8 protein-coding genes are annotated in these 12,329 nt (G+C 41.0%); 3 read left to right on the top strand and 5 right to left on the bottom strand.

The features are described 5' to 3' along the window. The first annotated feature begins 1 nt into the window (after position 1). Entirely contained in the window at positions 2-2,248 is a 2,247-nt protein-coding gene (locus WA338_RS12630) for a S9 family peptidase (RefSeq protein ID WP_009780857.1), read from the top strand. 76 nt (positions 2,249-2,324) lie between these two features. Here the strand turns inward: WA338_RS12630 and WA338_RS12625 are convergent, their stop codons facing one another. The 3 genes from WA338_RS12625 to WA338_RS12615 all read right to left on the bottom strand — a co-directional run bounded on the left by WA338_RS12625 (position 2,325) and on the right by WA338_RS12615 (position 4,426). Next, positions 2,325-2,834 (bottom strand): hypothetical protein, encoded by a 510-nt coding sequence (locus WA338_RS12625; RefSeq protein WP_009780858.1) that lies wholly within the window; start codon positions 2,832-2,834, stop codon positions 2,325-2,327. Positions 2,835-2,945: 111 nt separating this feature from the next. Next, positions 2,946-3,308: a hypothetical protein gene (locus tag WA338_RS12620; RefSeq protein ID WP_009780859.1), complete on the bottom strand. Its 363-nt coding sequence runs from the start codon at positions 3,306-3,308 to the stop codon at positions 2,946-2,948. A gap of 74 nt (positions 3,309-3,382) precedes the next feature. Then, on the bottom strand, positions 3,383-4,426 hold the full coding sequence (locus WA338_RS12615; protein WP_050759329.1) for a cytochrome-c peroxidase: 1,044 nt from the start codon (positions 4,424-4,426) through the stop codon (positions 3,383-3,385). A 130-nt stretch (positions 4,427-4,556) separates the two neighbouring features. Between WA338_RS12615 and WA338_RS12610 the strand changes: the two genes are divergently transcribed. Beyond that, positions 4,557-5,642, top strand: a complete 1,086-nt coding sequence (locus WA338_RS12610) for a M57 family metalloprotease (protein ID WP_272985679.1) — start codon at positions 4,557-4,559, stop codon at positions 5,640-5,642. Positions 5,643-5,823: 181 nt separating this feature from the next. On the opposite strand, the gene bcp is transcribed toward WA338_RS12610, so the two are convergent. Continuing rightward, positions 5,824-6,279, bottom strand: coding sequence for a thioredoxin-dependent thiol peroxidase (gene bcp, locus WA338_RS12605; protein ID WP_040532804.1), 456 nt, complete (start codon positions 6,277-6,279; stop codon positions 5,824-5,826). A gap of 89 nt (positions 6,280-6,368) precedes the next feature. On the opposite strand from bcp, the gene WA338_RS12600 reads away from it, so the two are divergent. After that, positions 6,369-7,025 carry an endonuclease III domain-containing protein gene (locus tag WA338_RS12600; RefSeq protein ID WP_272985677.1) on the top strand — a complete coding sequence of 219 codons (657 nt, stop codon included), beginning with the start codon at positions 6,369-6,371 and terminating at the stop codon, positions 7,023-7,025. 20 nt (positions 7,026-7,045) lie between these two features. On the opposite strand, the gene WA338_RS12595 is transcribed toward WA338_RS12600, so the two are convergent. After that, the gene (locus WA338_RS12595; RefSeq protein ID WP_336093574.1) at positions 7,046-12,313 is read right to left on the bottom strand and encodes a CHAT domain-containing protein; all 5,268 of its coding nucleotides are present in this window, start codon (positions 12,311-12,313) and stop codon (positions 7,046-7,048) included. Positions 12,314-12,329: the final 16 nt, after the last annotated feature.

Genomic DNA, 12,329 nt, shown 5'->3' with positions numbered 1-12,329 from the left:
TATGAAAGCTATAAAACTAGGCCTGCTTTGCCTATTTACTATTGCACTAAATAGCAAAGCAATTGCACAGGACGCCTCTCAATTAACACTAGATCGCATTTATTCCTCTGAATTTCGCGGAGAAAGCGCACGATCTATAAGTTGGATCCATGATGGAGATGCCTTTGTTACCATCGAGCAAACCGAAGACGGCCAAGACCAACTCATCAAGTATGAGAGTAAATCAAATGCTCAAGAGATCTTTTTAAGCGCGGAAGCCCTTACGCCATCGGGTGAAGATCAAGCGCTACAAATAGCCGACTTCAGTCTTTCTAACGATGAAAGCAAGGTGCTTATTTTCACCAACACCAGTCGGGTTTGGCGCTCAAATACCAAAGGTGACTATTGGGTGTATGATCTGGATACCAAAGCTTTGAAGCAATTGGGCGCGGCGCTTCCTTCGTCCTCGTTGATGTTTGCTAAGTTTTCTGATTCTAATGAACATGTAGCTTATGTTTCGGGTTTCAATCTTTATGAAGAGAACTTTAAAACCGGCGAAGTAACCCAGCTTACGACAGACGGAACGGGCGATATCATCAACGGAACCTTTGACTGGGTTTATGAAGAAGAATTTGGTGCGCGTGATGGTTTTAGATGGAATCCTGACGGAAAACACATCGCCTACTGGCAACTGGACGCTTCAGGAATCGGAACCTTCTATATGATCAACACCACCGATTCTGTGTATGCAAAGCCTATTCCGTTGCAGTACCCAAAAGTAGGTTACGACCCTTCTTCGACTAAAGTGGGCATTGTAAATACTAAGACCAAAGAGACTACTTGGATTCCGGTTCCCGGTGATCCTGTACAGCATTATTTACCGGCTTTACAGTGGATTGATGAAGATCTTTTGTTGATTCAGCAGTTGAACCGCAAGCAAAACACACTGAAGATATACACCTATGTACCTTCTTCTAAAGCCCTAAAAGAAGTATATACCGAAACCGAAGAAACCTGGGTAGATCTTGATTATCCCGATGTTTCTGCCAACCAATGGGGTAAAAATGATTTGCTCCTAACGCCAGATAAGTCTGAGTTTTTAAGAATGACCGAAAATGATGCGTGGCGTCATATTTACAAAGTAAGTTTAGAAACCGGCGAGCGTAAACTATTAACTCCGGGTGACTACGATGTGGCGGCTTTTTATACCGCAACAAACAAGGAAGTATTCTTTTCGGCTTCGCCGGAAGATCCTGCGCAGCGTTATTTGTTTTCGACTTCGTTAAAAGGAAAAGGCACTCCCAAACGCCTTACGCCTGAAGAGTTTGAAGGGATCAATACCTATCAAATCGCTCCCAACGGTAAGTATGCGATTCATTCGCATACCAGTGTTGATGAGCCAACGACTGTACGGTTGATAAGTCTGCCCAATCACAAAACCATAAAAGTCTTGGTTGACAATGCCGGTTTAAAAGAAAAACTAAGCAGCTTGGCGCTTCCTAAAACCGAATTTTTTCAGGTAGAGACTGAAGATGGCGTTCTAGTTGAAGGTAGAATCACCAAACCTGTAGGTTTTGATGAATCTCAGGAATATCCTGTGCTTTTTCACGTATATGGCGAACCTTGGGGACAAATGGCCACCGACAATTTTATCGGCTTGTACGATATCTTTTTAGCCCAGCAAGGCTTTGTGATCATCAATATGGATAACCGCGGCACACCTTCTTTAAAAGGTAGTGCGTGGCGTAAATCTATTTATCGCAAAGTGGGTGTGATCAATTCGCGTGATCAGGCGATGGCAACCAAAGCTTTATTGGAAAAATGGAGTTTTCTTGATGAAGATCGCATTTCAGTCTGGGGCTGGAGCGGTGGTGGCTCGATGACGTTGAACTTACTATTCCGCTATCCTGAAATTTATCAAACCGGAATGGCGGTAGCCGCAGTGGCCAATCAGCTGTTTTATGACAACGTGTATCAAGAGCGTTATATGGGACTTCCGCAGGAAAACCGCGAAGATTTTATTAAAGGTTCACCGGTAACTTATGCTAAGAATTTAGAAGGCAATCTACTGGTGGTTCACGGTACCGGCGACGATAACGTGCATTATCAGAATATGGAATATTTGGTAAACGAACTCATCAAACAAAACAAGCAGTTTACGATGATGTCGTATCCTAACCGCTCCCACGGAATTTACGAAGGAATGAATACCCGCAGACATTTATATACCTTGCTCACCAATTATCTTTTTGAGCACAACGGAAAGTAATTTAGAGCATATTCCAAAAAAATAAGCCTCAGTCTATCAAGACTGAGGCTTTGGTCTTTTAGGGGTAAAAGACACTTTAGGCTGCACGCACGTGTGTAGCCTTTTCATTTTGCTTTAATAGATCTTCAATTGTGGTTTTCCAGCTATTGGCGCGCTTCATTTCAAAATTTTGTGAAGCATCAAGCAACGAATCGTAAAAATTAAGAATAATAGAAGCCTCATTTCCTTTTAGAACAAGTTCTAGAGCAAGGTTTTCTAAGGTAGAACTAAGCTTTCCTTCAATGCGTTTAGATTGCAGATCTTCAAGAATATGTACTCGGGCTACTGCATTCAAGTCAAGCTGTTGATGTTTGAATTCGCCCTGTATAAACTGGGTGTAGAGCAATACGTTTTTTGAAGTATCGATCCCGATGATTCGGTTGCTCCACTGCTCTTTCAAATTAAAGGACAAGCCTTGTTTTGCAGCCTGTGCCTTAAAAAAGTTACTCAGCTTTTTTGCATTGGAGGCCGAAAAAACAAAAAAGATATAGGGTATTGCTACGGCTCCTACCACAAGGGCAAAAACCAAGATCATATTTAATTTCATAATGTAAAAGAATATACTGTTGTTTAAAATGTTGAGATGCAAGCATCTTCAGGGTGTTTAGAGATCAGATGGATTTCTAAACTTCAGAATTTGAACTACGTAGTATAATCTTTACGGAAAAAGGTGAAAAGGAAAAATGAGATCCAAACGGCTTAACGATGGTATGATCGAAGCACTGAAGCTTAAATAGTTGAGATCTACAACGTCTGCTATCGCAGTGGAAGACGTTGAATTGCCGGCCCAAAGATCAAGCCCGGAGAGTGCATAAGACTCCTCTGAATTAACAGAGATTTCTGGCGCTGTCAGCGTGAGCTGTTCTACGGCAACTGCTTTATCATTGGCGCGCTCAACACTTGCAGTATGCTCTGAGCTGTCTAGAGGCAACCTCATATCTATATCAAAACCATACGAAGTTTGTCCTGCTCCTAAGAGCAAGAACAAAAACATAAATAATGAATAGATAATTGCTTTCATTTCAGGCACAAAGGTAAAGCAGCAACCTGTTAAGTTGCTGCTAAAGTTTTTAAATTTTTATAGGCTTTATTTAACTAATTATACTCCTCTGGTATATCTGTCAAGGTTTTTAAAAAGGCAACAAGCGCTTGTTGTTCTTCGTCGGTAAGTTCAAGATTGTCAAAAGGAAGCGTTTGATGTGGCAGATCAAAACCAAGACCGCCACCGCCACCTTTGTTGTAAAAATCAATAACTTCTTCTAAAGTTTGATACGCACCGTTATGCATATAGGGTGCGGTAAGTGCTGCGTTGCGCACAGTCGGCGTCTTGAACATTCCTAATTGAATGGGCTCTTCGTACATAAAATAAAAACCAAGATCATCATCGAGTTTTTTATTGGCTGAAGTTTCCGGAACTCCGATCACTTCCTTCTCGGTATCAGTAAAAAAAGGAGGAACCGTCCCACTGGTGAGCGGCATAAAATGACAGGTAGCACAAAGCGCTTTTCCCATAAACAGATTTAATCCCAGTTGTTCTTCTGGAGTAAAGGTGTTTGCTTCACCCCGCATATTCTTGTCGAATTTCGAACTGAACCCATTAAGTGTACTGATGTATGCCGAAAGTGCTTTGATGGTCTCCTCGTTGGTCCAGCTTCTGCGCGTACCAAATACTTCTTTAAACGCTTCAAAATAGGTCGAATCGGTTAAGACTTCTTCAGAAAATTCGTGTACCGTACTGTTGAATTCTTCTTTGTTAGTAAATACGCCTGAAATTTGAGCAAGTAAAGTTTCCGCTCTGCCATCCCAAAAAAATGCCCGTTGAAAAACTGAATTGATCAGGGTAGGTGAATTGCGCTTTAACGGCGAACCGGTATTATTCATATTGGTCACCTTCCCGTCTGTGTAAGCCAGTTTGGGATCGTGGCAGGTCACACAAGCCATATCTTTTCCTTTAGAAAAGTTTTTGTCGAAAAAGAGGCATTTTCCCAGAGCGATTTTTGCTTCAGAAGGATTGCGATTGGTGATCGCTCGAAAGTATTCTACATTAAAAGAATCTTCTTCAAAGAAGGTTGGAGCATCAAAATTATAAGGTTTGTTGGTTACCGGTTCCCACAAGTCTGAAGCTTTGCGTATCGCCACCCAACTGCGCGTAATGGGGTTAAAATATTAATGTAAAAATAACAAGTGAATAAAAAAAAATATAACTGTTTGTAAATAAAAAACTTATAGAAATCTGGCAATTTACTCCAACAAACCTTTTAAACAATTTATGATGAAAAATCGCTACCTTTTAATTTTGTTTACCTCTTCTATCTTGATAAACGGATGTTCAATAGATCAGGATAATACACTATCTAATTCAGAAAATATAGAATATCTGGATGTAATCAAATCAAACGTTTCTATTCCTGTAGATACCTTTGATTTTGAAAATTATATAGTTATAGAGGGAGATATAATGATACCTAAAGAGAAACTTTTTTCAAAAAATCAGTCAAAACAATTTAGTTGGAAAAATGATTCATTAGTTTCTAAAGAGAATATAAATAATATTACTATTTATGTTGACAATTCGATCCCGTCTTCGGGTACAGATAACTGGAGAATTGCTGTTCAAGAAGCAGCTAATCTTTGGAATAGTTTAGAGTATCAAGGAACATCATCTCAAATAAATATATCCTATTCTAATAGTACAAATTCTGATATTATCGTAAGATCTGATTATGGTCAATTACAAAATGGCACCATAGCTATGGGATCAGTTCCAATTGGATGTAACGTTGGTTCAACAATTATTATAAACTTAGATTTTTATAACAATTATAATGTACCTCATTCAAAAAAAGTTTATAATATGGTTCACGAAATAGGACATAATATTGGTTTTGGTCATACAAACTCTCCAAATACTTGGTATTTACAAAAGATTGTGGGTACACCTGATACAGATTCAAACTCTGTTATGAACGGAGGTACAGCTTTAAATTCTTGGGATGGTTTCTCTATTTATGACGAAAAAGCAACTCTTTGGCTTTATGATAATATCGCTATAAAATACCCTAAAGAAGGTGATGAGTTAGTTTCTGGAAGTGGAGATTGGTCTACCTCTTGGACACCTCATTATTTTTGTCAAGAAGATTATGTTAATATAAAAGTCTATTTTGATCAATTTGGTTCTGGCAATGAAGTTTTAAGAATTAATGAAAACGTAAAGAATGATGGTAGCTGGTATTATCCAAGTGGAAAATTTGGTGGTGGGAACAATGATAATGATGGAAATTTTAGACTAAGAATATCTTCAATTGACAATCCAAATAATTTCTTTGAAGTAAATTTCAATATGTTTGTTGACTAAGGAGATCTTGATTTAAAATTAAATTCTTAACCTTATTTAAGAAGTATTAAAAGAGGCTGTCTAATAAAGTCAAGACAGCCTCTTTTTATTCGGGTAGGTATTATTAATTGAGAAAAATTCTCAAAAAATCTATTCTCAGCGCGTTTATTTTCTTTCTAGCCACTCCTTTTTTATTAAAAATTTACCCCAAGTTCAGAATCTGCGCGGCGTGATCTTTAGTCTTCACTTTACCTATTACACGGGTTACGGTTCCGTTTTCTACGATAAAGGTGGTGCGATGAATTCCATCGTATTCTTTACCCATAAATTTTTTAGGACCCCAAACACCAAAGGCGTTGATCACGGTTTTATCTTCATCAGCTAAGAGCGGAAAAGGAAACTCATACTTGTTTCTAAAATTGGTCTGGCGACGTTCTGAGTCGGCACTTACACCGAGTAACTCATAGCCTTCTGCTTGTAATTCTTTATAGTTATCTCTTAAGTTACAAGCTTCTGCGGTACATCCCGGCGTTGACGCTTTTGGGTAGAAAAACACAACGACTTTTTTGTCTGCATAATCGCTCCATTGTACTTCGTTTCCGTCCTGATCTTTGGTTGTAAATGCAGGTACTTGATCTCCTTCTTTTAGCATATTCATGGTTTTCTATATTTAAATGTGTAGAATTGATTCTTTTTAAGATATCAAAAATTCGCTTCTTTGTATTTTCGTTTTCAAAATTACAGATAATGACTAAAGCCGAGAAGGTAACCTTTGTTATAGATACGTTAAAGCGACTTTATCCGCAGATTCCCATTCCGTTAGATCATAAAGATCCGTACACTTTACTTATCGCCGTTTTGATGAGTGCGCAGAGTACCGATGTTAAGGTCAATCAGATCACGCCGCTTCTTTTTGAAGTTGCCGATAATCCGTATGATATGATCAAGCTTTCTGTGGAAGAAATACGGGAGATCATCAAGCCGGTGGGATTATCGCCGATGAAGGCAAAAGGCATTCACGGACTTTCTCAGATTCTGATCGATAAATACGATGGAAGAGTTCCCGAGAGTATAGAAGCTTTAGAACAGCTCCCTGCGGTTGGTCATAAGACAGCAAGTGTCGTGGTTTCTCAGGCCTTTAATATTCCTGCCTTTCCCGTTGATACGCATATTCATCGCCTTATGTATCGCTGGAATTTAACCAATGGAAAAAACGTAGTACAAACCGAAAAAGATGCCAAACGTCTTTTCCCAAAAGATCTTTGGAACGAACTGCACCTACAGATCATCTGGTACGGGCGACAGTACAGTCCGGCGCGCGGTTGGGATCTGGAAAAAGATATTATCACAGCAACCATTGGTCGCAAAAGCGTTTTAAAAGAATACTACAAAGGAAAAAAGTAAGCTGCTTTTAAATACTGCTGCTATTTATAACGCAACAAGGCTTCGCGTATCTTTGAAAGTACATCTTGTTTATTCTGGTCGATCACCTGTGGGTGACTCAGTAAAAAATCAATTTGGGCGATCTCGATGCGTATTTGCCGGGTGCTGTGCAGCAGCGAGAAGGTTTCAGAAAAACGCTTATTTATTTCATCTAAAAGCGTCTGATCTTCCTGACCGTCCTCCTGAAGCAATAACAAACAAAAGCTTACTTCGGTCATTCCTAAGAGTACCGAGATATCCAGATCTTCGGGGTCAAAATCATCGAGATTCTTATGAAAGTCTTTTAGATACGTCAGCGGATCTTTATCTGTAAACTGCTGGAAAATCTTTGACAAATCGGCTTGCTCATACCCTTGCAAGATATAACCGATGAACACCATATTTGAAAAAGCATCCAGGCTGTTCCCGTCGTAAAGATCATTATTCATCAAAAAGGCTTCAGAATAATAATCTAGCGCAAACTTCAGGTAGAGATCGCGTTTCTTGGGCGTTTCCTTCATCGAGGCAAATTTATAGGCATTCCCCACAACGCCCAGGCGCAGTGTGGTCTTACCTATCATGGCCAACTTGGTGACTTGTTCTAACTGCTCAAGCCGTTCTTCTGCTTTGTCAGAAAAATTATGCGAGCGTAACAAGCAGAAATGCTCGAGCACTTTCATCGAGAAGTTAGCATCTTCAAGCAATAATACAGAACTAAAGGTTTCTAAAGCTTTTTTGGGGTCGCCCAACTCATCGTAGATCAAAGCTTCTTTTTCTCTGATCACGCCATCAATAAGGTAGTTGCGTTCTGCGTTAGCCAAAATAGCTTGGAGTCGTTTTTTACCACGTTTAGGTTTTGACGCATTTTGTTTGATCTCAGAATACAGATTTTCCAAATCGATGTACACTTGCGAACTGAGCACATAATCATAATCGTCTTCCTGTTGCTTGCTTCGGTCATTGAACTTATAGTGCTGATTTCCGTAGCATTGATAGGCGCCCCACGTATTGGTATGGCCGTGATTCTGATAGCATTTTTTACGTGCAAATTGTACCGCTTCACCAAATTCATAGCCCATAAGCATACGTTTATAAAAATTTTCTGAAAAAGTTGCTGCCGCTGCATCATCGACTGCCCAGCCCGTAATGATGATCGCTTTGACTCCCATACGAATCAGCTGTGTACCTACGTTTGCTGCCAGTTTAAAGCGAGACTGCGTATACGCTGCATCCTTTGCATTTAAGGTTCCTGAATAGCAGCAATTGATAAAAACGAACTCGGGCACATAACTCAATTGTTTGATCATCGCCGGGTTGATACAAATTCCGCCACCAATGGCGATACCCACGCGATCGTTTTCCATATCGTACAAACCGTGATCGGCAAAATGAAGGATTTTATAAGGACGCGTGTACAACTCCAGCATAATCTCGGCAGCTTGCGCATTAATGAGCGCATGGGTTTCAAAAGAAGCCTCGTTCAACTTAGCATCAACCAACTGCGCTTCCTGCTTAGCGGCCGGCAACTGCGGCAAGGCTTCTTCCTCATAAATGGGATCTCCTATGATCAAAGCAGAATCTGTTGCCGCGCGTAGCTGCATCGACTCATATTCTGAGGTGAGCAGCTGCCTGATCAATCCGCTATTGACAGCTGCCGGTGTTTCATCAGACTCAAAATCGTGAAACAATTCCCATGGAAATTGTGCCGCTTCCAGATCGAGTTTGAGCAAAATGTTATTTTGATTGCGAATGATATCTTTAAAGCGATTGGGAATAAGCAACTCAAACAAGGTTTTTGACAAGCGTTTATCCCAAACTGAACTGTGTGACATACGTTCTAGCAACACCTCAACCTGATCTAAGCCATTATGCACTTCTTCCTCTTCAATACGTGCCAGACCGCTTGAGGAATTAAATGCAAAACCTTTGACACAATCTTGCGTAAGAATACTCTCTATATTGAATTGATGCCACCAGTCATCCCGATCGCTTATAAAGGCTCTTTTTTTCTTGGCGCCTTCTTTACTTTTCACCCCTTTTACCAACTCAAAACTGAAGCGATTATCAGCGTGCTTCAATCGGGTGAGTCCCCAATACGCCTGGCTAGATAAGGATTCGTAATGATTGATCAGTTCAATATGCTTAATTTCCATCAATCCATTTTTATGATCGCGTATGTAAGCGTTGGCATTACTCACACCGAGCAAAATTCCTTTTAGCGAATCTTCTACCTGCAATCTGCCATACCCAGTGCCTATAAAAATAAAAGAGATACCTTCAGCAAAGGATTTGGCACGCGGTAATGTGTAGTTATCGCGCATAAACATGGCATATTTTAAAGTTGCCATCTCGGTGGTTTTGGCCAATAAATAATGGGTTAGTTCCTGAGTGTTGCCCAAACCACAAACGATGGCACCGTGAGGCTTGGTGTTCAAATTGAAAAAGACTTCACTTTCGCCAATTTTCCCCGGATAATACCCCATATCGTAGCGCTGCATCAACCTCCCGCCGAGACAACGGTTGAGTGCTTTTTCTGCACTGTGCACGCCATCATTATTAAAATGGCCTACCATCACAGGATAACGCGCCACTTTCAAATCGGCGTTGATGACTTCTACTTTAAATTTGGTTTGTGCACTCGCAGCAACAACAGGCTTCGCCGGAATTCCAAAAACAGCATCTCCCGCAGTCGTTAGATCGCTAAAGGGTTCTGGAGTGCTGTACACTTCGGTAATAACTTCTCCTGCTCTGCTTACGGGTTTGGTTTTTGAGATGCGGTTGGTTTTTCCTTCGAGTAAAATATCAACAATACCGTCATATAATTTGGGATCGTTGGCGAGTTCGCCGTGTGAGGTTTCGCTATAATACAAATTGTTCTCCGGCAAGCGCGAAGGGATTCCCGTGACCCAGGTCACACTACTGTCACCGTGAGTAGTCGCGAGATAGACCAGTTTTTTCTTTTTAGACCAGAACCGCTTTTTTGTGGTGTAATCATAAACGGTTTGCTCAGCGTGACCTGCGATATAATATACATCTTTGAGGTCGTCATCCTTCAGTTGAGTAACAAAATCCAGAACGGTTTTTCGGTATTTCTTAAAAGCATCCAGTTCTTTTTTAAGCGGAATCACCATCGCATCATCGCATTCTTCCTGGCGTTCTTTCCAAAATTGCGTTTCCCAAAACGGGCGTTTTTCATTGTTTTCGATAGGAAGCAATTCAAAAATACCCGGATATTCTCTAAACACTTGAAGCAACTCTTTTTTGCTGTTTTTAAAGTCCATCATCGCCAATTGCTTGACGCGGCTGCTGTGGCCGGTGAGCACTTCCATAATTAGATAAGAACCCAGCCAGGGCGTACCTAGCATCACAAACTTATTAGAAGGTTTTTCTATAAACGTCTTCCATTGCTGCGGAAAATCGATCATAAACTGTCGTACTACGAGTCCGCCCATAGAATGCGCAATGAGTTGTACCGGTTGGTTGTGCTGAAGCAATTCCTCCATCTTTTCTGAAAAAGCTTTAGCTGCTAAAGAAACGCTTTTACGCCAATCAAAAGGAAAAGTCACCACATCGTGCGTTTTCGTCAAATGCTGTATAAAATCATCGTAATACTTTTTGATCACACCACTTGCCGAAACATCGCTGGTTTTAATATGTAGATCATCTTTGATCGCACCGCGGTTCAGTTCTCTAAAATCGATCCATTGCGGATTTCCGTTATGATCAAGGCTTGAGCCCATTATTCCCGGGATCACAACGGCTATACGCTTGTTTCCGCTTACGCTATCATAATGAACGCCTTTCATAGACACTAAACTGAGCAGTACGCCTCTGCTGGCAACAGCCGGAGTTTTACGCACAAAGAAATTTGCAGTTTCTCCCACTTGCGTAAGCGCCGCTTGCAAAATAGCATCACAGGTATTTTGATTACTGAAATAGTTAAAATGATTAGTCGCAGCGTCTTTTGAAAGCAAATAGTTGATTCCATTCAAGCGCGGCACGCCTTGCTCCATACGGTTAGAATCTACAACAAGGTCATTGGCTTTCCAGTAAAACAGATTGGCAAGAATTACTTTCATAGCATCTACCAGACCGGCACCCACCTCAGCATCACCTGCAATAACATAGAGTTCGTTAACCACCGCATTTGAAGAATAATTCAACATTTTTTGAAAAGCGCTGTCGGGGACCATACTGTATAAACCCGCCATCGCTTGGGGATTTGCTTTCTGCTTGATCACTTCGAGCAAAAACGTGCGTACCGTGGTATAAAGTACGTTTGCCTGCGCTCCAAGTGCCAGACCCAGCGCATTCATCACAACGTTAAGAAAATGATCTAAGCGTCTAGAAAGTATCGTCGTGCCGCTGGCAGGCGCCGCAACACGTATGATTTTATTAACTGTAAGCTGAAGCTTTGCTGCCAGCGTATTGATCTTGAGCATAAGCTTATAAGACGCATCATCTTCCTTGCGCATCATCTCCAATTCAAGATCGCTAAAGCCTACAATAGGATTGCGACAATCGCATTTTGCTAAAATATCAGCTACAAGACCGCCACGCGAATGGCTTAAAATATCAATGCTTATATTTTTATCGAGCTGTTCTAAAAAATCAAGTGCATTTTGCAACGGACTCACCGAAAGCGTACGATGCTCTAAAGCTAAAACGCCTGAAGGATAATGCGCTCGCAGCTGATCCCAAATGGGGTTCCCTCCTACGCGCAATTCTGAAAAAGCAGCAAAAGTGTTGGACATCGTCCCGTGGATGAGTAACAGATAAGGGCTGGGTTGCACAACCACTTTTCCTGCCGGTATGTATTGAAACGATGCATCCATCTTGAAAACTCCCGGTTGCGGCATCAACTTTTTATCGTAGGCCACAGCTAGTTTTGCGGCGGTTTGTGCTGCCACGTCAGCAACTTTAGGTCTTAATAAATGCAATGCTTTTATAAGCACACTGCCTATTCCGCCACGAGAAGCCGCCGTACCCGTCACCTGGGCATCAATTACAAAAAGCGCTTCAGACCTGCTGCTTTTTGCAGGATTTGAATAGATTTCTTCAATATCGAGCGCATTACCAATCCACGTAGTATCATCAGCAAAAGTCAGTTGAATAATATCTTCCTCTTTTAGATCTAGCGGAATGGCTTTACTTTCGGCTCTGCTTTGTGCCAACCGAATGGTTTTTACCGTTTCAAATTCAGCATAAATCCCCGATAGTTTGGTTTCTTCCGGCTTTTGCTCAGTTCCGTAAACAAGTGCTTTGCTCATGACAAGATTGGTTTAA

The organism is Leeuwenhoekiella sp. CH_XMU1409-2, assembly GCF_037029365.1.
GTDB classification, from domain to species: domain Bacteria; phylum Bacteroidota; class Bacteroidia; order Flavobacteriales; family Flavobacteriaceae; genus Leeuwenhoekiella; species Leeuwenhoekiella blandensis.
Note: the sequence above shows the minus strand (reverse complement) of the source record. Positions and strands in the feature narration are given on the sequence as shown.

Bases quoted from the DNA above. Each gene is read 5' to 3' on its own strand.
- WA338_RS12595 (WP_336093574.1), bottom strand. From the start codon at position 12,313: ATGAGCAAAGCACTTGTTTACGGAACTGAGCAAAAGCCGGAAGAAACC.
- WA338_RS12610 (WP_272985679.1), top strand. From the start codon at position 4,557: ATGATGAAAAATCGCTACCTTTTAATTTTGTTTACCTCTTCTATCTTG.
- WA338_RS12625 (WP_009780858.1), bottom strand. From the start codon at position 2,834: ATGAAATTAAATATGATCTTGGTTTTTGCCCTTGTGGTAGGAGCCGTA.
- bcp (WP_040532804.1), bottom strand. From the start codon at position 6,279: ATGAATATGCTAAAAGAAGGAGATCAAGTACCTGCATTTACAACCAAA.
- WA338_RS12630 (WP_009780857.1), top strand. From the start codon at position 2: ATGAAAGCTATAAAACTAGGCCTGCTTTGCCTATTTACTATTGCACTA.
- WA338_RS12620 (WP_009780859.1), bottom strand. From the start codon at position 3,308: ATGAAAGCAATTATCTATTCATTATTTATGTTTTTGTTCTTGCTCTTA.
- WA338_RS12600 (WP_272985677.1), top strand. From the start codon at position 6,369: ATGACTAAAGCCGAGAAGGTAACCTTTGTTATAGATACGTTAAAGCGA.